The organism is Nocardia sp. Tas62D01, from assembly GCF_055232035.1.
This window is the reverse complement of the sequence record NZ_JBUYUZ010000001.1, coordinates 7,433,204-7,454,189: the sequence shown is the minus strand read 5'-3', so window position 1 is coordinate 7,454,189 and position 20,986 is coordinate 7,433,204. Positions and strand designations below refer to the sequence as shown.

The window sequence follows — 20,986 nt, the reverse complement described above, 5'->3', positions numbered from 1 at the left end:
TCACCCCTCGCGTCTGCTGACGATCACGGCCGCCGGACGCAGCTGCCGTCCGTTCTCGCCGTATCCGGGGCGCAGCACCTCGACCACGGTCCCCGGCGGGAAATCGGGCCGGTCGACCACGCTGACCACCTCGTGCATTTCCGGGGAGAACGGCACCCCCACCTCCGAATGCCTCGGGTAGCCGAGCTGTTCGAGTACCTGTACCGCCTGGTCCCGGATCGCGCGGACGCCCGCGACGAGTGGGTCCGCCTCGCCGTTCGCGTGCGCCAGCGCCAGTTCCAAGTTGTCCAGCATCGGTAGCCAGGCGCCCGCCACCTTCGATCGTTCGGCCGCGCGCTCTCGATCGAGATCCCTGGCGTAGCGCTTGCGTAGGTTGTCCAGATCGGCGGCGGTGCGGCGCCAGCGGTCTTCCAACTGGGCGATCTGGGCGTCGGGTTGTTCCGGCGCCGCATCCGAATCGGGGGTGTCGGTGGTCGACTGGTCTGCGGAGGTTTCCATCGGGAATCCCCTCAGCTCCGGTCGAACTCGGCGTCGATCACGTCGTCGTCACCGGGTGAGCCCGCGCCTCCACTCGCGCCGGCGCCCGCGCCCGCGTAGCTCGACTGTCCGTCGTCGCCGCCGGATTGCGCCGGCTGCAACCCGTACTGCAACTGCTGCAGTTCCGAGGTGAGCGACTGCACCCGATCCAGCGGAGCTTCTTCTTTGACGGCCTGTCTGGCGTCGGCGATCAGCATCTCGGCGCGTGCCCTCTCGTGCGGCGGCGCGCTGTCACCGAGTTCGGCCAGGCGCCGTTCCACCTGGTACGCGGCCGAATCCAACGCGTTGCGGGCATCGACGGCCTTGCGCAGTTCCTCGTCTTCGCGGCGGTGCTGCTCGGCCTCGGCGAGCATCCGGTCGACCTCGCTCTGGTCCAGATTGGACTGCTCGCTGATCGTGATGCTCTGCTCTTTGCCGGTGTCCTTGTCGCGCGCGGTGACATTGAGGATGCCGTTGGCGTCGATGTCGAAGGTGACCTCGACGTGCGCCTGACCACGTGGTGCCGGCCGGATGTCCTCCAGTCGGAACCGGCCGAGCACGCGGTTGTCGGAGGCGCGCTCGCGTTCGCCCTGAAGCACCACCACATCAACCGCGCGCTGGTTGTCCTCCGCGGTGGAGAACACCTCGCTGCGCCGGGCCGGGATGGTGGTATTGCGCTCGATGATCTTCGTCATCACGCCGCCCTGGGTCTCCACGCCGAGCGACAGCGGCGTTACGTCCAGCAGCAGCACATCGGAGACCTCGCCCTTGAGCACGCCGGCCTGGACGGCCGCGCCGAGCGCGACGACCTCGTCCGGGTTGACGCTCATGTTCGGGTCCTTGCCGCCGGTCAGCCTGCGCACCAGCGCCTGTACCGCCCGGATGCGGGTGGAACCGCCGACCAGGATCACCTCGTCGATGTCATTGGCGGTGACCTTGGCGTCCTTCATGGTCTGCTCCACCGGGCCGAGGCAGCGCTGCACCAGATCCGCGGTCAGGTCCTCGAACTTCGAGCGCATGATCGTGGTGGTGAGGTGCTTGGGTCCGTTCGCGTCGGCGGTGACGAAGGGCAGATTCACCTGTGTCTGTGTCACCGAGGACAGCTCGACCTTGGCCTTCTCCGCTGCCTCGAAAAGTCGTTGCAGCGCTTGCGGATCGGCACGTAGGTCGATGTGCTCTTCGCGCTGGAATTCGTCGGCGAGATAGTCGACGATGCGCCGGTCGAAGTCGTCGCCGCCCAAATGGGAATCGCCCGCGGTGGAGCGGACCTCGACTACGCCGTCACCGACGTCGAGCAGGCTGACATCGAAAGTGCCACCGCCGAGGTCGAATACGAGCACCGTCTCGTGGGTCTGCTTGTCCAATCCGTACGCCAATGCGGCGGCGGTCGGCTCGTTGATGATACGCAGGACGTCGAGTCCCGCGATCCGGCCCGCATCCTTGGTGGCATTGCGCTGTGCGTCGTTGAAGTAGGCGGGCACGGTGATCACCGCTTCTTTGACCCGCTCCCCCAGATACTTGCTCGCGTCATCGACCAGCTTGCGCAGCACCAGCGCGCTGATCTCCTCGGGCGCATACATCTTGCCCCGCACATCGAATCGGGCAACGCCGCCCTCGCCCTCGACGACGTCGAAGCTCACCGCCTTGGCTTCCTCCGAAATTTCGTCGAAGTGGCGGCCGATGAATCGCTTCGCCGAATAGATCGTGCCCTTCGGATTCAAAATCGCCTGTCTGCGGGCGAGCTGACCGACAAGGCGCTCACCGCTTTCGGTGAAGGCAACCACCGACGGTGTGGTGCGCGCACCCTCGGCATTGGCGATCACCACCGGCTCGCCGCCCTGCCAGCTCGCGATGACAGAATTCGTAGTTCCCAGATCGATTCCTACAGCAGTGGCCATATCAATTCCTTCGGATCGGCGCGACCGGCCGGCCGCCGGATATTCGACACCGCCAATCCTTCCGACCGCGCCAGAGCCATGACACGGTCCGACAAGGCGAAAAAACGCACACCGATTGGTCTTGCCGGAACAAGGGCGACCAACTACGGATCGCGAAGGTCGCAGGGATCGCCCACGCCGTCGAGCAGTGGGATCGGATCGACCTGCAACCCTCCAGTCGCGCTGCTGCTCGGCACCGCGGGCAACATAATTGGTGCCCGCGGTGCCAGATTTGTCCGATACGAGCAGGATCGGGTCAGATCGAATCGAGTTCGGGGGCCGGTTGCGGATCCGGCTGCCGACGCTCGACATCGATCTTGGAGATCGTCAGATAGGCCACCAGCGCGACGATGACGACGAGGAACAACCCGGTGGTGACGGCCAGTCCGAAACCGAGTCCGCCGTTGTCACGATCCTGCGTCAGCAGGTCGCCCAGGGAGGCGCCGAGCGGCCGGGTGAGGATGTAGGCGATCCAGAAGGCGAGAATCGCATTGAGCTTCAGGCCGTAGTGCATGACTGTGATCACCGCGATGATGCCGACGAAGACCACAGCCGACTTCCAGTATCCGAGGGCGAACTGCTCGGCGACGAGGTCGCCCGCGGCGGTACCGAGCGCGAAGGTGAACAGAATCGCCAACCAGTAGAACGCTTCTCGGCGCGGTGTCCGGATCGAATGGATCGACAGGGTGCCTTCACTGGCGTACCAGGCGCCGAATGTCACCGCGAGCGCGATCGCGAAGATGATGGTGGTCGCCTCGAGTGGCACGTTGAGATTGTCGGTGAGGTTGTCGGTGATTCAGCGTGCCGATCACACTGATCAGGACCACCACCAGCCAGTAGATCCACGGCACATACTGTTTCGCCCGGAATTGGATGACCAACGCCGCGATCAGCAGCACCGTCATCACACCCGTGGTGCCGCCCAGACCGAGCCCTAGATCGGCGGTCGGCGAGTCCGCGGCGGTCTCGCCGACCGTGGTACCCAGGATCTTGATGACCAGAAGTAGATCGTGATCTCGGGGACCTTGCTCAGGACCTGCTGTGTGCTCGTCACGGCCGAAAGCCTCGCAGAAAGTCGCTGAAGATCCGCTGGGGAAGGGCACGCCCACCCGAGGAGCGCGAGTGGCGGCGGGCAGCGTTTTCCTAGGCTTCAGCAGGTGTTTACCGGAAGCTGCACACACAGTGCAGCATGAAGACCGGTGTCCGTACGCGGGCATTCGTCCGTAAGTTCGACCAGGAGGTCACATGCCAACCATCCGGGGTAGCCGTGCTGCCCACCGGACCCGCGCCGCAGTCGCGGCCGCGGCTCTGCTCGCGCTGACCGCGACATCGTGCTCGAGCGGCTCCGACCAGGGATCGGGGACCGACACCGCGACACCGATCAAGCATCTGGTGGTGATCTTCCAGGAGAACGTGTCCTTCGATCACTACTTCGGCACCTACCCGAACGCGGCCAATACCGACGGCACGAAGTTCACCGCGCTGCCGGGCACGCCCACGATCGATGGGCTCACCCCGGACTTGTTGACGCACAACCCTAACAAGACTCAGCCGACCCGGCTCGGTGGCCCCGATCAGCAGGTGACCTGCGATCAGGACCACGAGTACAAGGACGAGCAGGCCGCCTTCGACGGTGGCAAGATGGACCAGTTCGTCGAGCACACCGAGGTCGCCGCGTGCAAGCCGCCGACCTTCGGTGGGCCGGGGCTCGTCATGGACTACTACGACGGCAACTCGGTGACCGCGCTGTGGAACTACGCGCAGCACTACTCGATGAGCGACAACTCCTACAACACCACCTTCGGTCCGTCCGCGCCCGGCGCGTTGAACCTCGTCTCGGGCCAGACCCATGGTGTGACACAGCAATTGATGCCGGGTGGGCAACCGTTCCCCCAGAACACGGTGCTGGAGAACGCAGGCAACAACCAGGGCACGGTCATCGCCGACCCGCAACCGTTGGGTGACGACTGCTCCAGCCGCGATCAGGTGCAGCTCACCGGCAAGAACATCGGTGATCTGCTGAATCAGAAGAACGTCACCTGGGGATTCTTCCAGGGCGGTTTCAAGCCGACCGAGACCAAGGACGGCAAGGCCGTCTGCGGCGCGACCCACAATGTCGGTGTCGCGCTGGGCGGCACGGGTAAGTCCGGAGACAAGGCGTTCGATACGAAGGACGACTACATCCCGCACCACGAGCCGTTCCAGTACTACCAGTCGACGGCGAACCCGCACCATCTGCCGCCGAGCTCGGTCGACAAGATCGGCCAGACCGATCAGGCCAACCATCAGTACGACATGTCCGACTTCTGGACCGCCGCCGACAAGGGCCACATGCCCGCGGTGAGCTACCTCAAGGCGCCCGGCTACCAGGACGGCCACGCCGCGTACTCGGATCCGCTGGACGAGCAGCAGTTCCTCGTCGAGACGGTCAACCATCTGCAGCAGCTGCCGGAGTGGAAGGACACCGCGATCGTCATCGCCTACGACGACTCCGACGGCTGGTACGACCACAAGGCGGCGCCGACCGTCTTGAACTCCACCTCACCAGAGGATGCGCTCACCGGACCGGGCGTCTGCGGTGACGCGGTGGGCAAACCTGCCAAGTACCAGGGCCGCTGCGGTTACGGTCCGCGGCTGCCGCTGCTGGTGGTCTCGCCGTTCGCCAAGGCGAACTTCGTCGACCACTCGCTGACCGACCAGTCCTCGATCCTGCGATTCGTCGAGGACAACTGGAAGACCGGTCGCATCGGCGACGACTCGTTCGACGAGCGCGCCGGGGTGCTCGACCCGATGTTCGACTTCAGCGCGGGACCGCAGCCGACGCTGACCTTGGATCCCAAGACGGGCGCGGCGAAGTAGCACTCGCGTCAAACCAATGCAGCGGCGGCAGTGGGCAATTCGCCCACTGCCGCCGCGGGATTATGGTAGCTCAGCTCTTCGGCAGGCTCGCGGTGCCCGCACCCGCGATGATCAGCGGCACGTGGCGGCCTTCGGGAGTCGCGCCGCCGTGCTCGGCGATCTTCGATTTGCCCGCGGTGTAGACGGTTCCCGCCTGCTCGGTGGCGTAGATGTCGGGCACGCGTGTGTCACCCGGCTGGGTGCCGAAGTAGGCTGCCACATCGGCGCCGGCATAGATCTTGTCGATACCGGAGGCGTGGAACGGCTTCGGGCTTCCGGCGACATCGGTGCCGTCACCGTTGCGCGCCGGCAACTGATCCTTCACAAACGCGGAGGGTGAATCGTAATAGACGCCGGTTGTCGAATCCGGATGGGCCGCAAGATAACCGGTGAGGTCCGCCTCATGCAAGCCGTCGATCGAGACCAGCAGCACGTGCGTGCCGGAATTCTTGTCGCCGTCGCCGTTCCCACAGCCCGCGGTAAGGCACCCGCCGCTGCGCCCGTGGCCGCGTCCAGCCTGCCGACCTGCCTGAACTTCATTGTGTGACTCCCTCGTCGAACGGAACGCATGCGGCACACGTGCACTCGGTTTGCAAGGGATGAACCCGGATCAACGGCGCCGGAAGGCGCCGCAAATGTGGCGCTGCCCCACCTGGTTAGAGCGGTCCAGGCAGGGCAGCTGTCGCTCATTCAACGGGTCGGTCCTGAGAGCTGGGCACAGGTTTGTTGAGAGTCTGCTGAGAACGCACGCGTCGCGTTACCGATGCGAATGCGCACGCACCACCGCGGCGGTCAGCAACTCGACGAACCCGCTGACCTTGCCAGGCTCGACTCCGCTGTCCCAGGTGCAACCGACCGCCTCGCCCACCGGATCCGCCTGGGCCAGCGCGGTCAGCGAGAGCGGGGCCTGGGAAGCGTCGAGGGGGATGACGGTGACCAAGCCGATTGACCCGAGGCGGCCTTCGGTTCAGGTCCAGTTCTTCGCGACTGGACGACAAGGTCGGTGGTGGGCTCGTAACGTCTGGAGTCGTGGATCCGAAACTTGCCGACGATCTGGCTGAGCTGCCCGCCTTACTGGACGCCGTCCGTGACGCGGCCGAACAGGTGCTGACCGGGATCGACAAACGCCCTGTGGCGCTGCCGCAGGATCCAGTTCCGGCTCTGCCACTACCGGACCAGGGAATCGGGCTGCGCCAGGCACTTTCGGAGTTCCAGCACCGATGGGGACCGAGTTTCTCGGACAGCGCGGGTCCGCGGTATCTCGGTTTCGTCATCGGCGGGGCTACTGCGGCATCGATCGCGGGTGACTGGCTGACCAGTGCGTTCGACCAGAACGCCATGTCCAGTGGTGATTCCACGGCGACCGACCTGGAGCATGAGACCCTCGCCTGGATCGGCGAGCTCTTCGGTCTGGAACAGCACACCGGCGCGTTCGTCAGTGGGGCGACCACCTCGAGTTGCGTTGGGCTCGCGATCGCGCGTCGCCGCCTGCCCCGCGACGGCGCACCGACCCGGTCTCAGCCGATTTTCAGCTCCATTCGCGTGCTTGCCGGCCGTGCAGCAGAGAGAATCGACTCTGACGAAGGAGTCCCATGGAACCGATTGTGTCCGTCACCGGCGGCAAGATACGAGGCCGGTCCAGTGCTGGTGTCAGTACATTTCTCGGCGTGCCGTACGCCGCGGCGCCGGTCGGGCCCGCCCGTTTTCAATTGCCGACGCGGGCGCCGGAGTGGTCCGGGGTTCGTGACGCGCTCACCTACGGTGCGACGTGCGTCCAGTCGCCCTACCCGCCGCCGATCCATGCGCTGATCGGCAGCGACGGCATCCCCGGGGACGAGTATCTGAACGTCAATGTCTGGACGCCAGACCCGGGTGGGTCCGGACTGCCGGTCATGGTGTGGATTCACGGTGGCGCGTTCGTCCGGGGTTCGAATGCCCGCGCGATCTATGACGGCGCGTCGTTCGCGCGCGACGGGATCGTGCTCGTCTCGATCAACTACCGCCTCGGCATCTCCGGATTCGCCGCCATCGCGGACGCACCGCTCAATCGCGGTCTGCACGATCAGTTGTTCGCACTGAACTGGGTGCAAGAGAACATCGAATCCTTCGGCGGCGACCCGAACAATGTCACCATCTTCGGCGAGTCCGCCGGTGGGATGAGCGTCGCGACGCTGCTCGCGTCACCTCGTTCGCGCGGGCTGTTCCGCCGGGCAATCATGCAGAGCGGCAACGGATCCGCGGTCGCGGCAGCAAACGACGCGCGCAAACTCGCCGGTGAGCTCGCCGCGAAGGCCGGGATCAGCGCGACCGCAAGCGATTTCGGCAAACTCGGACCGGCCGAGCTGCAAGCCGCCCAAGACGCGACCGCCCTCGACCTGATGACCAACCCCGATCCCGCGCGGTGGGGCGCGACGGTGATCGCCAACGGCCTCGGCATCATGAGCCTGTTCCCGGTGATCGACGGTGACGTCATCGAGGGCCCGGCGACCGATGTCCTTGCCGCACAACCAGACCGTGCCGTCCCGCTCATCGCGGGCTGCACCCGCGACGAATTCCGCTTCTTCACCGTTCCGACGGGAGTCGCCGCCACGATCACCGCCGACACCCTCCCGTACATGCTCACCCGCTACGGCATCTCTCCCACGCTCGCCGACATCTACACCGCAAACCACCCAGCGGCCACCCCCGCCGACGTTTTCGCCGCGATAGTCACCGACCGCGCATTCCGGTCCGGCACCCTGCGCCTGGCCCAAACCAACGCCGCGGCAGCCCCCACCTACGCCTACGAATTCGCCTGGCCCTCCGGCATCGACAACCTCGGCGCCTGCCACGTCCTGGAGATCCCCTTCGTCTTCGACGCCCTACCCTCAGCCCACACCTTGACCGGCCCCAACCCACCCCAGCCCCTCGCCGACGAAATCCATTCATCCTGGGTAGCGTTCGCTAAAACCGGCAACCCCGGCTGGCCCCAATTCCAGCCTGACACCCACCCTGTCCAAATCTTCGACTCACCACAATCAACGGCCGTCAGCAACCCACGCGCCGACGAACTAGCCGCACTACGCGAATCCTTCGGGTAGGACGGAAGCCACGATTCGCATTGGGTTGCGATAATGCACGCATCGTCATGCTCCTGGTAATCAACAGTCGCTGGCGGGCGCCGAGCACTGAGTACCGACTGCGTCCCGAACGTACTGTAAGTAGCCGCATGGCGCACGGTCGGCGAACGGTCCGCTTCTGCCGATGAGCGAGCGTCTCTAGGGCTGCCCGCGCTCATGCCGCTGCGGGCGTGTGGACGGGTCGGGCGGCGTACTTCGCGCCCTCGACGCCGATCACCTAAGTATCGCCGACATCCGGCGTTCGGGTGCGTTCGGCCTCAATGCCGGACGCCCGGCCTGCTCAACCAGATCCCCTGGGTACCCGCACCTGGTACGGCTGCCGGCAGGGAGTACTGCTTGCGTTCGTCACAGTCGGCGAGGATCGACGACGCTCTTGATCGTTCCTTCTTGCGTGGTCGATCGAAATGCGGTCTCCACCTCGGACAGGCCGAAGTGCCCGGTGACCAGCGCGTCGAGGTTCACCACGCCCCGAGTGACCAGGTCGATCGCGGTCGGCCAGGTGTTGGCGTAGCGGAATACGCCGGTCACCGACAACTCACGGTTTTGAATCACCGGCACCGGCAGTGGGACATCGGCGGCTCCCATGCCGACCAACACAACCACACCGCCCGGGCGCACCGCGTGGATGCCGGACCGAATAGCCGGCACCGCACCAGATGCGTCGATGAAGCAGTCGACGCCGAGATCCAGTGCAACGATGTCTTCTTTCCGGGGATCGATCACGACATCAGCGCCGAAGCGGTTGGCCCGTTTTCGGCGAAAATCGCTGACATCGGTTATCACGACTTCCTTGGCTCCGTATGCCTTGGCGACCTGAGCGGTGATCAAACCGATCGGTCCCGCTCCGGTGATCAGCACTCGGCTCCCCACCGTGAACCCCGCCTTGCACGCGGTCGCGATGCCAACCGACAAAGGCTCCATCAGGCCTGCGGCCTCGTCGGTGACGGCGTCCGGTACCGGCCAGGCGAAATGGCTTTGAATTGCCACATATTCGACGAACGCGCCGTCGACACCCGGCGTGGCGTAAAACCGCATGTGCGGGCACAGATTGTATTGCCCGGCACGGGATTCCGCCGAGTTCGGGTCCGGGCGCTGCGGTTCGATCGACACGCGCTCGCCGATCCGATCGGCGGGGACCGCGCTGCCGACAGCGACGATCCGCCCGCCGGACTCGTGCCCGAGCACCAGGGGTGACTCCACACGCCAATCACCCAGCGCCCCGTCGTGCCAGAAATGGACGTCGGAGCCGCAGACGCCGACAGCTGTCACTTCGACCAGGACCTGATCGGGGTCCAGCGTTAGTAGGGGGCGTTCTTCGACTGCGAGTTCCTGTTTCGCCAGCAGCACACTGGCCCGCATCGTGTTCGGCAGTGCCGTTGTCATCACGTTTCCTTTCGTCGGCCGCTCCCGCGCCGACGGGGCGGGCGGTCTATCGTCACGACGATGACCTGAATGCCCTTGTCCCGGTTGTTTGGTTACCCGGCCGGCGACCGCAGCTGCCGATTCCCGGGATACACCACAGCCCCCGGGCCACCTCTGGGGGCGGCCGTGTGAGGAAGATCAGTTGCCGTCGGTGAGCCGCACGGACGGAAGCAAGCCGAAGCTCCGCGGGCGATGGCACGACGAGGCAGCATGGGGTCGGATGAGTCGTGAAGACGGGAACCCGAACCGACAAGAGCAGATTCGGGGTCCGAGTCCCTGACGGTGCGCACCTTATCCGGCTTGGAATAGCCAAATCCGACCTCGACCGTCGAGATACCCCACGAAAACGCTGGTCAGCACCGGCCTGATCTTGATACCGCCCCGCCCAGGGCTCTGTACGGCTAGGACCAGATTCGCAATCTGCGTGGGGCGGCCCGATAGCTAGATCGGGTACGAAGAGGTATCTGAACCTCTCCTCATCCAGAGCAATGGCGCCGGCCTGTTCGGCGATGATGAAAGCGCCAGCCAGCGCGTCGATTGCGTGGAACATGCCGATGAAGCCGGCGACCGCCCCTCCGGCGGCGACGTTGACGAGGGCCAGGGCCGCCGATCCCATGGTCCGCACCGTGCACGACCGTGCCGACAGCTCCTTGTGCATGCGGATCGGGCCCGGCCAGGGTTGGTGGCATGCCCGCTCGGTCATCACGATCGACCATCGAGTCGTGACGTCGAACTGCAGTGCAGCACTTCGTTATTGCACATCGCCGGGCCGTCGCGAACGGCGCTGAAGACCTCGTCGCGGTAGGGGGTCGGACACGACCGCGACGGCGGGTCCTGCAGGGTCGACGAGGGCCGGGCTGAAACTCGACCATGGCAACACCGTCCTGCGGGCCGCGGAGATGTTCACCCTCGTGACCACCTCCCTGCTCATCCTCTCCAGCGACACCCTGCCGATAGACACCGACGAGCACGTTCGCTGGTTCACACAGACATAATTTTCACCCGATCATCATGGCATCGGCAGACCCGCCCCCTCTGATCGTCAGCGAACCGCCCCGCAGCACTTCTTGTATTTGCGCCCTGAACCGCACCAGCACGGGGCATTACGCGGCGGTGGCCAGTCGACAGTGGCCGGTCCCTCCCGCGCAGACCGCTCGACGTAGTCGAGCCTGGTCTGCTGATCCTTGGGGTCGAGGCCGTGCTCGGCAGCGAAGGCCATGAGGTCATCGACGCGGGTGGGCACCAACTCCAGTCGTGGATGACCCTGCTCGGCCAGATCTCGCCAGGCTTTCTCGGTGGTACGGAAGTAGGAATCCTCGTCAAGATCCTGGCTGTTGTCCGTGTGGACCAACCCGGCCGAGAGTGCCCGCTCGACGTCAGCCCGGACGAAGTAGGTCGCCGCTCCCCGTTCGGGGCGATTTGGGCGCCGCGCGCCGCGCGCGAAATCGTCGAGCATACGAGTGAGGTCCGTGTGCGCTTGCGCGGTTCGCTCATCGAGTTCGTCCGGCGGCAGACCTAGTGCGCGGCGCACCCGAGCCCGTCCCTGCAACTCGGGACGTGCGAATAGGGCCGACTCGTCGATCTCGCCCGAATCCACGTCCCGGCAGGCAATGTTGAACCACGTGAGAGCGTCGTCCAGGCGCCCTCGCGCTTCCAGGAACTCGGCGACCAGGCTCGCCGGCCCCGGATGAACATGGCTCCGGCCGAGCCGGGCGATTTCGGCATCGACCTCATCGCGCCTGCCGAGCGTCACCAGCACATCCAAACGCTCGGCCGCCGCGAATTGAGCGTTCTCGGCAGACGCATTGGCGATAAGCTCATCGTAGATCTGCAAGGCCCGTTCGGTTTCGCCCGCGGACTTCGCCTGTCCAGCAACGTCCAACAGGATCTCGGCGCGCTCCTGCGAATCGCCGCCCAGATCGCGCCCGACCGCCTGCCGCTGATTCAACACGACCGGCAGCCTACCCTGTGTTTCACAGTGGGTGAGGGCGTGCTGCTCTCGGGTGATCGCCAGACCGGCGTTCTCAGGGTGCTGATTCTTTCTCCGGCACCACGTACCGCTGGTCGATCTCCCAACAGTTGCTCACTGGCAGATGCATGATCTTGTGCCGTAACGGATCCCGAACTGAAGTTGCCGTGATAGTGCAACCGCGCTCCGGAGTCGGCGCCGATTCCAACAACCGCAGCACCACGGCACCCGGTTGTCCGCCAGTGGTCCGCACTCGGAGCCGTAGCGGTCGGCTGCCGCGGCCACCACCGACGTGTTCTCGCAGATCGATATCCGTTCGGCGCCGGTGAAAACCGGTGGTTCGCAGGTCAGTTGACGCAAGGTGAGGATTACTGGCTGACCGGAGTCACGGCAGGTGCGCAGCACGCAGCCGGTGGCGGTTCCGGCGGCGGACGCACCCATCACAAACCTCCTCGCTCACGTCCCGGAAAGTCGACGACCACCGACCGGCAGGATGCGATGATGTTCATCTGCGCCATTCGTGAGCAGCCACCACCCCATCACCCGGAGTCACGACCGCGCAACAGCGACAGTGCCGCGTCGACGTCATCGGGCGAGAATGCGGCCGGGTCGAATTCCTCGGCCGAATTCAGCCCCAGCCACTGCACCCAGTCCTCATGCTCCTCATCGTCGGGATCGGCCAAGATGCCGAGCAGCGCCTCATACCCGCCGATGCCGCCGCAATCCTCCGGCGGCGCCGCCCGCCGACCACCAGTACAGCGCGGATAACCGCCCCCTGCTTCTCGCGGGCCCGACTTCTCTACAACGATGCGGTGCCGCCAGTCGTCACCGAAGTCATAGACGTAGTCCAGCTTGCCCGACGTCACCACCTGCTCGAGAGTGACCTTCGCGTCCGAGCGGATCTCCAGATCGGGGTCGGCCTGACCGAATTGGCCGTACGCGGTCTCGAAAACGTACAGGTGCGCGCGATCCCAGTCGAATGCGATCTGCAGCACCTGGTGCAGCCTGCGCAGGGGCATGTCACCGGGTACCTCCAGCCGGCGCCAGATCGGCGGTTTCGCCCCGACGAGATCGACCCCGCAACCGCAGGATCGGCGCGGTACCAGCCCGCTTGGTGCGCTCGGCGGGAAGCTTCGGCGGCTTCGGACCACGCACCCTGATGTCGGGGGCCCGGTCGACCAGGCTCTCCACCATCGCCAACAGCCCGGCCAGATCCACATCCTCGTGCCCACCATGCGGCGGCTTGGGCTCCGGCGACAGCGGCAGGGCACGCAGCCGTGCCCGTAGCAGGGTGGCGAAATACGGATACTCGCCCGGATCCCGCGCGATCGTGTTGTCGTGCACGGCGCGGGCATCCATGGCGATTTCGGCGCGACGCCGAAATTCCTTCGGCTCCAACGGAACCTCGGCGAGCGAAACTCCGTTGCGCCGGGCGGTCCGATGGACTTCGTCGAGAGCGGTGCGCAGATCCCCGGGATCGAACACATCGATGGACACCGCCGCACCGCAATCGGTCGGATCAATCAGCACACATATCGCGTGCGCCACAGCGGCCCGTTCGAACAACGCCGCCACCGTGACCGTGTCACCGTCGGGCTCTTCCAACGCGACACAGCCGCGCACCACCGCAGCCGCCATCAGCCCGTCGACCCTGCGAAAGTCGAGTGGTGTGGTGTCGGGGTGTACCCTACCGCCACCGGACTCCCGCGCGGTTGGCGACCGCGCGAGAGCGGACCTATCGGGGGCGGGCGTCGTTATCGACATGGTCGTCAGTACCCGCGTTCGCTGGGTCGGAACGTCTCGCTCAACCGCTATACGCGAATCAGGATGTGGCCGTCGGTCCCATGATCCGGCGCGGGGCCGACGGCCACGTCGGTTCAGGCGGCGCGGTAGCGCTTGGCGAGCTCGGGGCTCTGCGCCCCGAAGGCGGCGAGGTCGGCCTGGAAGATCGCGTCCAGGAGGCTGGCGTCCTCGACGCCTGGGGTGCAGACGGTCTCGCCCAGCTCCAGGCCGCGCAGGCTGGCGGTGACGACGTCGTCGGCCGTCATGCGGGGCACCATGCTCATGTCGATGCCCTGGCGCTCGTGGAACTCGGTTGCCACCACGCCTGGGCACACGACCTGCACGTTGACTCCCGTGCCCTCAAGCTCTGCGCTGAGGGTCTGGGACATCGCGACGAGGTAGGCCAGGGTCCCGGCGTAGACGACGCGGCGGGGCATCTGGGAGTGCGTGGCGGGGCCGCTGAAGGCGATCATGCCGGCCACGTTGATGATTGTGCCTTCGCCGAGCTCCTGCATGCCCGCGACCACGGCGCGGGTGAGCATCGTGGAGGCGAGGACCTTGACGTTGACGAGTTCCCTGGCCTTGTCGGCGGGGAGCTCGGCGAGCGGCATGTAGTAGGCGACCCCGGCGTTGTTCACGAGCATGGTCAGCGGCTCGGTCGCGCAGATCTCGGCGACCGTATCGACGCCTGCGCCGGTGGACAGGTCAGCGGCTACGACCCCGATTTTGACGTCAGGGTGCGAATCGGCGAACTGTTCCAGGCGCTCCTTTCGCCGGCCTACGATCACCAGGTCGTAGCCGTCGGCAGCCAGGCGCTCGGCGAAGGCCTTGCCGATTCCGGAGGTGGCGCCGGTGACGAGTGCGAACTTGCTCATGCCATTCCTTTCAATTGCCGACCATGGCGGCCGGAGTTCGGCTCCCGTGGAGCCAGGTCATTTCCGCCTGGTACTTGCGTGCGACGGCTTCTGGTTGGTCGTCGCCGAGGTGATCGGGTCCAACGTGGTAACCGTTGCGATTCAGGTACCAGGCAAGGCACCGGTAGGACTGGCGGTAGGCCGTCAGTTCGTGCGGGTCGATGTCGAGGCGGGCGTTGGGCAGGGCCGGAGTGAGAGTGTCTTTCTCGTAGATCGAGGTGATCCGCGTGATGCGCCACACGCCGTCGTGGCCGCGCTCGGCCCGGTACTGCGACCGGCAGGCGGAGGCGAAATCGGCTTCGACGCCGTCGATGTCAACCCGCCACTCGATGATCAGTGGCAGTTCGGCCAGTGCACGGTCCCAGTCAATGTGGACCGCTGGCGGGGACGGTGCACTGCGTAATCATGTCGCGCGTGGCGCGCACGAAGTTCACGCCGCTTCCCTGGAACCAGCTCATCTCGACAACGGAGTCTTCAGCGAAGCAGTCGGCCATCTGGTCGTACCAGCCGCGATCGCGGCTCTGCCGCTCACGCAGCACCAGCTGCCTCTCGGACCTGCTTGCGGTGACGCTTCGCACCCCGGAGCTGCGAAACGGCAGACCCCAGAACCTACTGGCGAGTTACTTGTTCCCTGTGTCTGAGCTAGGACTCCGGGGCCGCTTACTGACGGCTCGGGAGCATCGCGAGCGCCTGCGACCGCTGGGCGACCAACTCGTCGTAGGTGCCGTCGCGCTCGGCCCACCGGTGCATCAGCACGCCCTTGACGAGGATCTCGTGCGGAGTGGGGTCGGTCTGGAGCAGGTCCATCACCTCGGTGGCGAACTCGGCCAATTCGAGCGCGCGGGGGTTGCGCTGTGCGTGCTCCGGCGTGGTGGCGACAGCCGGAGGGACGAGTTCGGACACCTCGATGCCAGTGCCGTCCAGTTGCGCGCGCAACGCCTCGGAGTAGGCGTGCACGCCGGCCTTCGAGGCGGCGTAGGTTGGCATGACCGGGAACGGCAGGAACCCGATGCCCGAGGTGACCGTGATGATGGTGCCGGTGCCGCGCCCGATCAGGTGCGGGGTGAGCGCGTCGATGAGGCGGATGGTGCCGAGGAGGTTGGTGTCGATCGTCTTCTCCGCGGCACTGAAGTGTGCGGGATCGCGCAGGTCCTCGGGGATCATGACCCCGGACATCGTCACGATCGTGTCGAGGCTCGGGTGGCTGTGGAGGATCGTGTCGCGGGCACGGTCGATGCTGTCCTGGTCGGTCACGTCGATGGGAACGGTGGCGAACCCCTCAGCCGCGAGTTGGTCGAGCAGGTCGGTTCGTCGGCCGCCGACGATGACGGCGCTGCCGGCCGCGGCGAAGCGGCGAGCGAGCTCGAGACCGATTCCCGAGGTAGCGCCGGCGATGAAGACGGTGCGGTTGGTGATGTCCATTGATTGCTCCTGCTCAGGGCGCCGACAGCGACAAGCTAGTGGGCGCACTCGATGATGGTTTGGGTTACCGGTCGGGGCTTCCATGCGAGGATGCGCTCGGCCTTGCCGAGGTGACCGCGTACTTCTTGCCGAGGCTGGGGACGAAGGATCGCGTGCGCCGGTCGAACTGTCCCACCAGCCGCATCACGTGGACGAACGACGGGCCGCCGCCCGTCTCGGCGCACGTCGCGATCGGGGAACGCACGGCTGCTTCCCAGTCGAGGCTGCGCACGCTCGTGCGGACCGCGTAGCCGTACCGCAGATCCACGAGGTGAGAAGCCGGTGCCGCCGGCGACCAGCACGATCTTCGGCATCGCCGTTTTCAGCTCCTTTCCTGTGCGGCGACACCTTCAGTGTTGATCTGTTCTCCGGCCGGAGGCAGTACCCCCGTCTTCCGGGGTCCCATCAGGGCCCCCTTAGCTGAGGGGGCCCTGAACTACGATGCTGAATATGAGCGACAACGACCGCGCCAACGTGCTCGGCAGTTACCTCCGTGCCCGGCGGGCGCTGGTCACTCCGGAGCAGGTCGGGCTTCCGGCGGGTGCGAATCGCCGCGTTCCCGGGCTTCGCCGTGAAGAAGTCGCCATGCTCGCGGGCATCAGCGCCGACTACTACCTGCGGCTGGAGCGCGGTCGCGACAAGAACCCCTCACCGCAGGTCCTCGAATCGCTCGCGCGGGTCCTGCACCTTGACGAGCTCGAACAGGAATACCTCCTCGGCCTGGCCGCCTCGCGCCCAAGGCCGCAGCGGCGCCGGAAGCCTGAACGCGTGCCCGCGCGGTTGCATCAGCTCCTGGCGAGCGTGCAGGTTCCTGCGTTCGTGGAAGGGCGCGCGTTCGATGTGCTTGCATCCAACCGGCTCGCAGTCGCGCTCTCTCCGCGCCTTCAGCCCGGGTACAACCGTCTCCGATCGCTGCTCCTCGATCCTGAGGAGCAGGCGTTCCAGCAGGACTGGACGCGCTCCACGGAAGGATTCATCGCTGCCTTCAGAAAGTCCATCGGCGACGGCATTGACAACCCGCGATTCGTGGAACTGGTGGGCGAGCTTGCCCTGTCGAGCGAGCGGTTCCGAACTCTCTGGGCGCGCCACGACGTCCGCAGCCTCGAAGGCGGCACCACCACCGTGAATCATCCCGTCGTCGGTGAGCTGCGCCTGCACCGAGACAAGCTCCCTGTCGACGATCTGCTCCTGGTCCTCTACTACGCCGATCAGGGTAGCGAGAGCGATGAGAAACTACGCCTCCTCGCCTCCATGGCCCAGACAACACCCACCCCGACGCGCGTCGGATCACAAACGGCTGAACTGAACAGCCACCTCGAACCCCACGGTGACATGACGGGTCTGTCGAGATAACGGCTCTGGTGCACATTCGGTGGTGCCGCCTGGTGGGAACCTCGGCTCCGATGCCAGGCACAATGCCGGGTAGAGCCCTGAAAACATCAGGGCAATCAGCGTTGCGTCCGAGCGAGCGTCGCAAGACGCAGGTTCGTGACCTGCAACTGCCGTGCGGTGCTCACTTCGAGATCCCGGATCTGCACGTCGTCGAGGCGACCGCACAACCGACCCCAATGCACGGCGACCTGGTCGCCGACGGTGGCATCCGGCAGCGCACTGTATCCATCGGACCACACGTCCGCCCGCTCTATCGACGGCGCGGAAAGTTCGAGTGTCCGCCCGTTCCAGCCGAGACGTCGGCACCGGACGGCCAAGCCGGTCTCGTCGCAGGAAACCACTGTCCCCCAAGTGATTCGGCAGTTGTCGAGCACACTGATCGGATGCTCGTCCACCCCTCGGCCCAGCAGCCGCGACCACGGGTACACGCCGAACACATGGAAGCAATGGTTGGCGGCCGCCTCGGTGGCCAGTCCCGGGGTGAGATGAGTCCAGTAGGCACCAGCCACCGGACCGATCACCGCGAGCAACTCGGCAATGAAATCGCCGGGGTCCAGCCGCGCGCCGACTCCCCCACCGAGCCAATATGATTCGACGAGTCGACTGTCCAGCGGATCGTCGATCCCGGTCAGCCGGGACATCACCCGCAGATATGGCCAGACGCCGGAAAACCGCGTGGCGACGGCCCGAATCTCGGCGGCAGACCCGCTGCGCAGTGTGGCCGCCTCCGCGGGGCCGCAGTAGCCGAGCCGATTGGGCGCGTAGGTGTAGCGCGCGAACATCTCCGTGCCCGGGATGTCCATCACCCCTGTGACTTTCGGATGAGGTCGGCGATGCCCTGCACGACATAGCCGCCGGGGACAACGAGAATCACCAGCGCCGCCCAGCCGACGACGTGCAGCGCGACGATGGTCGTGACCATCCCGAAAATGCTGCGCCGCCGGGGCCGGTCCAGTCCGACCCACGAGTCGCCCAGCACGATCGGGTATTTGGTGATCGCAACGATGACAGGTACCTCCCTCACCCGACGTCAACAGATACGCGGCAACTGCTCACCGGCTGGCAACGCGACCACTCGGGTACCGCCCAATGCCGTGCGCGCGACGACCATCCCAGGATGTTCCTCGACGCACACACCGATGATCTCGGCCCGCGCACCGAGCGGATGATCGCGCATCACGGCCAGCACCCGCTCCGCATCCTGTGGCGCCACGAAAGCGACCAGCTTGCCCTCGTTGGCGACATACATCGGGTCCAGGCCGAGCAGCCCGCAGGCATCGCGCACTTCGGCGGGCACCGGAAGCTTCCGCTCGTCCAGCGCGACACCGACTTTCGCGACTCCCGCGATCTCGTTGAGCGTCGCCGCCACGCCACCGCGGGTCGGGTCCCGCAGCACGTGCACATCCACGCCGGTCGCCAGTATCGCTGCGACCAGACCGTTGAGCGGCGCGGTATCGCTGACCACCGTGGTGCCGAATTCGAGCCCTTCGCGACAGCTCATCACAGCGACACCGTGCACGCCGATATCGCCGCTCACGAGGATGACATCGCCCGGTGCCGCGCGCTGGGGCCGAATGTCCACGCCCTCGTCCACCACGCCGATACCCGCGGTATTGATGAAGATCCCGTCGCCATGCCCGGAATCGACCACCTTGGTATCACCGGTGACGAGCTTGATGCCCGCGGCGAGCGCCGCCGTGCCCACCGCCTTGGCGATGTGCGCGATATCCGCCAGCGCGGTGCCCTCCTCCAGGATGAACGCCGTCGACAGCACCATCGGCCGCGCACCGGACATCGCCAAGTCGTTGACGGTGCCGTTGACGGCGAGGTCGCCGATCGAGCCGCCGGGAAACACCAGCGGCTTCACCACGAACGAATCGGTCGAGAACGCCAGCCGGGCGCCACCGAGCGTGACCACCGCGGAGTCGCCCATCCCGGCTTCGGCGGCGGAGCCGAAGGCGGGCAGGAAGAGATGCTCGATCAATTCACCGGACATCGCGCCACCGCCGCCGTGTCCCATGACGATATTCGGCGAGTCCCGCAGCGGCATCGGGCACACCCAGTTCTCCATGTCGATCGTCGGGGCCCCCGCAGGCATCCCGATATTGTCAGGCATGAGCCACCTGCTCGGGTTGATCCAACCGCCGGTACAGGTAGTAGGCGGCGCACGCTCCCTCCGATGAAACCATGGTGGCGCCCAACGGATTTCGTGGCGTGCACTCCTTGCCGAACGCGGCGCACTCGTGCGGCTTGATCAAGCCCTGCAATACCTCGCCGGACCGGCAGATCGAGGACTCCGCGGTGCGCAGGTCACCCACCGAGAACCGCTGTTCGGCGTCGTAGTCGCGGTAGCGTTCCGACAGCCGCCACCCGCTCTGTGGGATCACGCCGATCCCGCGCCAGGCGCGGTCAGTCACTTCGAAGACGTCTCGCAGCATCTGCTTCGCGGGCGTATTCCCTGCGGCCATCACGGCCCGCGGGTACGCGTTCTCCAACTCGTGCCTGCCCGCTTCCAACTGGATCACGGTGCGGCGGATGCCTTCCAGGATGTCCAGTGGTTCGAACCCGGTGACGACCATCGGCACCCGATACTTCTCGGCCAGCGGCGGATACTCCTCGGTGCCCATCACACTGCACACATGCCCGGCGGCAAGGAATCCCTGCACCCGGCAGCTCGGTGACTCCATGATCGCGGCGATGGCGGGCGGGACGAGCACATGCGAGACGAGCAGCGAGAAGTTCTCGATGCCGAGCCGCTTCGCCTGGTACACGGTCATGGCGTTGGCAGGAGCCGTGGTTTCGAATCCGATGCCGAAGAATACGACCTCGCGATCTGGGTTCTCCCTGGCGATGTTCAGCGCGTCCAGCGGTGAGTAGACCACACGGACGTCGCCGCCCTCGCTCTTGACGTGGAAGAGGTCCTTCTTGCTGCCCGGCACCCGCAGCATGTCGCCGAACGAACAGAAGATCACGCCGGGTTGCGCGGCGATCTCCAGCGCCTTGTCGATCACTTCGAGCGGGGTGACGCAGACCGGGCAGCCCGGACCGTGGATCATCTCGATTTCGTCCGGCAGCAGTTGGTCGATGCCGTGCCGGATGATCGAATGCGTCTGGCCACCGCAGACTTCCATGATGGCCCAGCGTTTGCTGGTGGCGGCATGAATCGTGTCGAGCAGGTTCTTCGCCAGCTCCGGATTGCTGAACTCGTCGAGATACTTCATGGCGTCACCTCGGTATCGGGTCGCGGCTGGGTGGGTTCGGCTCCTTCGGCCGTGGGATCGGCGAGGCCCGCCTGTTTGGCGGCGCGCGCGAAACCGTCACCGAACTCTTCGTTCAACACCCCGAGGTGCTCGAATTCGGCCAGGGTCCGCAGCGCGGATTCCTCGTCGAGGCGCTGGATGGCGAAACCGACGTGGACGACCACGTAGTCACCGACGGCAGCGTCCGGAATGTATTGCAGGCACACATCTTTGTGCACGCCGCCGAAGTCGACGACGGACATCAGCGTGCCGTCGCGCTCCTGGAGGCTGAGCACCTTTCCTGGGACTGCCAGGCACATCGTTGGCTCTCCTTTCG

The 20,986-nt window shown here is 65.9% G+C and carries 24 protein-coding genes; 4 read left to right on the top strand and 20 right to left on the bottom strand.

All coding sequences use genetic code 11. The annotated features are described in order from the left end of the window. The 4 genes from ACV7NQ_RS35655 to ACV7NQ_RS35640 form a co-directional block, all read right to left on the bottom strand. The gene (locus ACV7NQ_RS35655) at window positions 1–498 is read right to left on the bottom strand and encodes a nucleotide exchange factor GrpE (protein ID WP_463363571.1); all 498 of its coding nucleotides are present in this window, start codon (window positions 496–498) and stop codon (window positions 1–3) included. Between the two features lie 11 nt (window positions 499–509). Then, window positions 510–2,414: a molecular chaperone DnaK gene (dnaK, locus tag ACV7NQ_RS35650; protein ID WP_463363570.1), complete on the bottom strand. Its 1,905-nt coding sequence runs from the start codon at window positions 2,412–2,414 to the stop codon at window positions 510–512. A gap of 295 nt (window positions 2,415–2,709) precedes the next feature. Beyond that, a complete protein-coding gene (locus tag ACV7NQ_RS35645) occupies window positions 2,710–3,249 on the bottom strand; it encodes a COG4705 family protein (RefSeq protein ID WP_463365951.1) in 540 nt (179 codons plus the stop codon). Further along, a complete protein-coding gene (locus tag ACV7NQ_RS35640; RefSeq protein WP_463363569.1) occupies window positions 3,146–3,670 on the bottom strand; it encodes a hypothetical protein in 525 nt (174 codons plus the stop codon). The genes ACV7NQ_RS35645 and ACV7NQ_RS35640 overlap by 104 nt, the downstream gene beginning before the upstream one ends. 28 nt (window positions 3,671–3,698) lie before the next feature. Between ACV7NQ_RS35640 and ACV7NQ_RS35635 the strand changes: the two genes are divergently transcribed. Next, complete coding sequence (locus ACV7NQ_RS35635; RefSeq protein WP_463363568.1) at window positions 3,699–5,312, top strand: phospholipase C; 1,614 nt, start codon at window positions 3,699–3,701, stop codon at window positions 5,310–5,312. Window positions 5,313–5,382: 70 nt separating this feature from the next. Here the strand turns inward: ACV7NQ_RS35635 and ACV7NQ_RS35630 are convergent, their stop codons facing one another. After that, complete coding sequence (locus ACV7NQ_RS35630) at window positions 5,383–5,760, bottom strand: hypothetical protein (RefSeq protein WP_463363567.1); 378 nt, start codon at window positions 5,758–5,760, stop codon at window positions 5,383–5,385. Between ACV7NQ_RS35630 and ACV7NQ_RS35625 the strand changes: the two genes are divergently transcribed. Next, window positions 5,755–5,898, top strand: a complete 144-nt coding sequence (locus tag ACV7NQ_RS35625; RefSeq protein ID WP_463363566.1) for a hypothetical protein — start codon at window positions 5,755–5,757, stop codon at window positions 5,896–5,898. The genes ACV7NQ_RS35630 and ACV7NQ_RS35625 overlap by 6 nt on opposite strands. Before the next feature lie 210 nt (window positions 5,899–6,108). Here the strand turns inward: ACV7NQ_RS35625 and ACV7NQ_RS35620 are convergent, their stop codons facing one another. Continuing rightward, complete coding sequence (locus ACV7NQ_RS35620) at window positions 6,109–6,291, bottom strand: hypothetical protein (RefSeq protein WP_463363565.1); 183 nt, start codon at window positions 6,289–6,291, stop codon at window positions 6,109–6,111. 652 nt (window positions 6,292–6,943) lie between these two features. On the opposite strand from ACV7NQ_RS35620, the gene ACV7NQ_RS35615 reads away from it, so the two are divergent. Further along, window positions 6,944–8,431: a carboxylesterase/lipase family protein gene (locus tag ACV7NQ_RS35615; protein WP_463363564.1), complete on the top strand. Its 1,488-nt coding sequence runs from the start codon at window positions 6,944–6,946 to the stop codon at window positions 8,429–8,431. A gap of 384 nt (window positions 8,432–8,815) precedes the next feature. Here ACV7NQ_RS35615 and ACV7NQ_RS35610 read toward each other — a convergent pair whose 3' ends face one another. From ACV7NQ_RS35610 to ACV7NQ_RS35570, 9 genes are all read right to left on the bottom strand, one after another. Continuing rightward, window positions 8,816–9,829 (bottom strand): NAD(P)-dependent alcohol dehydrogenase, encoded by a 1,014-nt coding sequence (locus tag ACV7NQ_RS35610; protein ID WP_463365950.1) that lies wholly within the window; start codon window positions 9,827–9,829, stop codon window positions 8,816–8,818. 1,105 nt (window positions 9,830–10,934) lie between these two features. Then, the gene (locus ACV7NQ_RS35605) at window positions 10,935–11,843 is read right to left on the bottom strand and encodes an SEC-C metal-binding domain-containing protein (protein ID WP_463363563.1); all 909 of its coding nucleotides are present in this window, start codon (window positions 11,841–11,843) and stop codon (window positions 10,935–10,937) included. 557 nt (window positions 11,844–12,400) lie between these two features. Then, entirely contained in the window at window positions 12,401–12,880 is a 480-nt protein-coding gene (locus tag ACV7NQ_RS35600; RefSeq protein WP_463363562.1) for a plasmid pRiA4b ORF-3 family protein, read from the bottom strand. A gap of 1 nt (window position 12,881) precedes the next feature. Next, complete coding sequence (locus tag ACV7NQ_RS35595; RefSeq protein ID WP_463363561.1) at window positions 12,882–13,625, bottom strand: hypothetical protein; 744 nt, start codon at window positions 13,623–13,625, stop codon at window positions 12,882–12,884. Window positions 13,626–13,738: 113 nt separating this feature from the next. Beyond that, the gene (locus ACV7NQ_RS35590; protein ID WP_463363560.1) at window positions 13,739–14,518 is read right to left on the bottom strand and encodes an SDR family NAD(P)-dependent oxidoreductase; all 780 of its coding nucleotides are present in this window, start codon (window positions 14,516–14,518) and stop codon (window positions 13,739–13,741) included. A gap of 10 nt (window positions 14,519–14,528) precedes the next feature. Beyond that, window positions 14,529–14,798, bottom strand: a complete 270-nt coding sequence (locus ACV7NQ_RS35585; RefSeq protein WP_463363559.1) for a hypothetical protein — start codon at window positions 14,796–14,798, stop codon at window positions 14,529–14,531. Between the two features lie 124 nt (window positions 14,799–14,922). Further along, complete coding sequence (locus tag ACV7NQ_RS35580) at window positions 14,923–15,096, bottom strand: hypothetical protein (RefSeq protein ID WP_463363558.1); 174 nt, start codon at window positions 15,094–15,096, stop codon at window positions 14,923–14,925. Between the two features lie 121 nt (window positions 15,097–15,217). Then, window positions 15,218–15,979 (bottom strand): SDR family oxidoreductase, encoded by a 762-nt coding sequence (locus ACV7NQ_RS35575; protein ID WP_463363557.1) that lies wholly within the window; start codon window positions 15,977–15,979, stop codon window positions 15,218–15,220. Window positions 15,980–16,043: 64 nt separating this feature from the next. After that, window positions 16,044–16,286 carry a hypothetical protein gene (locus ACV7NQ_RS35570; protein ID WP_463363556.1) on the bottom strand — a complete coding sequence of 81 codons (243 nt, stop codon included), beginning with the start codon at window positions 16,284–16,286 and terminating at the stop codon, window positions 16,044–16,046. Between the two features lie 182 nt (window positions 16,287–16,468). Here ACV7NQ_RS35570 and ACV7NQ_RS35565 point away from each other — a divergent pair, with 182 nt between their 5' ends. Continuing rightward, entirely contained in the window at window positions 16,469–17,371 is a 903-nt protein-coding gene (locus ACV7NQ_RS35565) for a helix-turn-helix domain-containing protein (protein ID WP_463363555.1), read from the top strand. A 95-nt stretch (window positions 17,372–17,466) separates the two neighbouring features. Here ACV7NQ_RS35565 and ACV7NQ_RS35560 read toward each other — a convergent pair whose 3' ends face one another. Genes ACV7NQ_RS35560 through ACV7NQ_RS35540 form a run of 5 tightly spaced genes read right to left on the bottom strand, consistent with a single transcriptional unit; the run spans window position 17,467 to window position 20,969 of the window. Continuing rightward, on the bottom strand, window positions 17,467–18,213 hold the full coding sequence (locus ACV7NQ_RS35560; protein WP_463365949.1) for a DUF6390 family protein: 747 nt from the start codon (window positions 18,211–18,213) through the stop codon (window positions 17,467–17,469). Further along, entirely contained in the window at window positions 18,213–18,434 is a 222-nt protein-coding gene (locus ACV7NQ_RS35555) for a hypothetical protein (RefSeq protein WP_463363554.1), read from the bottom strand. Before ACV7NQ_RS35555 ends, ACV7NQ_RS35560 begins: the two co-directional genes overlap by 1 nt. Before the next feature lie 6 nt (window positions 18,435–18,440). Next, window positions 18,441–19,526 (bottom strand): hydrogenase expression/formation protein HypE, encoded by a 1,086-nt coding sequence (hypE, locus tag ACV7NQ_RS35550; protein ID WP_463363553.1) that lies wholly within the window; start codon window positions 19,524–19,526, stop codon window positions 18,441–18,443. Further along, window positions 19,519–20,631: a hydrogenase formation protein HypD gene (gene hypD, locus ACV7NQ_RS35545; RefSeq protein WP_463363552.1), complete on the bottom strand. Its 1,113-nt coding sequence runs from the start codon at window positions 20,629–20,631 to the stop codon at window positions 19,519–19,521. Before hypD ends, hypE begins: the two co-directional genes overlap by 8 nt. After that, entirely contained in the window at window positions 20,628–20,969 is a 342-nt protein-coding gene (locus tag ACV7NQ_RS35540; protein ID WP_463363551.1) for a HypC/HybG/HupF family hydrogenase formation chaperone, read from the bottom strand. Before ACV7NQ_RS35540 ends, hypD begins: the two co-directional genes overlap by 4 nt. Window positions 20,970–20,986: the final 17 nt, after the last annotated feature.

What these genes read in the sequence shown, in the direction of transcription:
- ACV7NQ_RS35655 (WP_463363571.1), bottom strand. Translation starts at nt 498, where the DNA reads ATGGAAACCTCCGCAGACCAGTCGACCACCGACACCCCCGATTCGGAT.
- dnaK (WP_463363570.1), bottom strand. Translation starts at nt 2,414, where the DNA reads ATGGCCACTGCTGTAGGAATCGATCTGGGAACTACGAATTCTGTCATC.
- ACV7NQ_RS35640 (WP_463363569.1), bottom strand. Translation starts at nt 3,670, where the DNA reads ATGCCCGCGTACGGACACCGGTCTTCATGCTGCACTGTGTGTGCAGCT.
- ACV7NQ_RS35635 (WP_463363568.1), top strand. Translation starts at nt 3,699, where the DNA reads ATGCCAACCATCCGGGGTAGCCGTGCTGCCCACCGGACCCGCGCCGCA.
- ACV7NQ_RS35625 (WP_463363566.1), top strand. Translation starts at nt 5,755, where the DNA reads ATGCAAGCCGTCGATCGAGACCAGCAGCACGTGCGTGCCGGAATTCTT.
- ACV7NQ_RS35615 (WP_463363564.1), top strand. Translation starts at nt 6,944, where the DNA reads ATGGAACCGATTGTGTCCGTCACCGGCGGCAAGATACGAGGCCGGTCC.
- ACV7NQ_RS35610 (WP_463365950.1), bottom strand. Translation starts at nt 9,829, where the DNA reads ATGCGGGCCAGTGTGCTGCTGGCGAAACAGGAACTCGCAGTCGAAGAA.
- ACV7NQ_RS35600 (WP_463363562.1), bottom strand. Translation starts at nt 12,880, where the DNA reads ATGCCCCTGCGCAGGCTGCACCAGGTGCTGCAGATCGCATTCGACTGG.
- ACV7NQ_RS35595 (WP_463363561.1), bottom strand. Translation starts at nt 13,625, where the DNA reads ATGTCGATAACGACGCCCGCCCCCGATAGGTCCGCTCTCGCGCGGTCG.
- ACV7NQ_RS35590 (WP_463363560.1), bottom strand. Translation starts at nt 14,518, where the DNA reads ATGAGCAAGTTCGCACTCGTCACCGGCGCCACCTCCGGAATCGGCAAG.
- ACV7NQ_RS35575 (WP_463363557.1), bottom strand. Translation starts at nt 15,979, where the DNA reads ATGGACATCACCAACCGCACCGTCTTCATCGCCGGCGCTACCTCGGGA.
- ACV7NQ_RS35565 (WP_463363555.1), top strand. Translation starts at nt 16,469, where the DNA reads ATGAGCGACAACGACCGCGCCAACGTGCTCGGCAGTTACCTCCGTGCC.
- ACV7NQ_RS35560 (WP_463365949.1), bottom strand. Translation starts at nt 18,213, where the DNA reads ATGGACATCCCGGGCACGGAGATGTTCGCGCGCTACACCTACGCGCCC.
- hypE (WP_463363553.1), bottom strand. Translation starts at nt 19,526, where the DNA reads ATGCCTGACAATATCGGGATGCCTGCGGGGGCCCCGACGATCGACATG.
- hypD (WP_463363552.1), bottom strand. Translation starts at nt 20,631, where the DNA reads ATGAAGTATCTCGACGAGTTCAGCAATCCGGAGCTGGCGAAGAACCTG.
- ACV7NQ_RS35540 (WP_463363551.1), bottom strand. Translation starts at nt 20,969, where the DNA reads ATGTGCCTGGCAGTCCCAGGAAAGGTGCTCAGCCTCCAGGAGCGCGAC.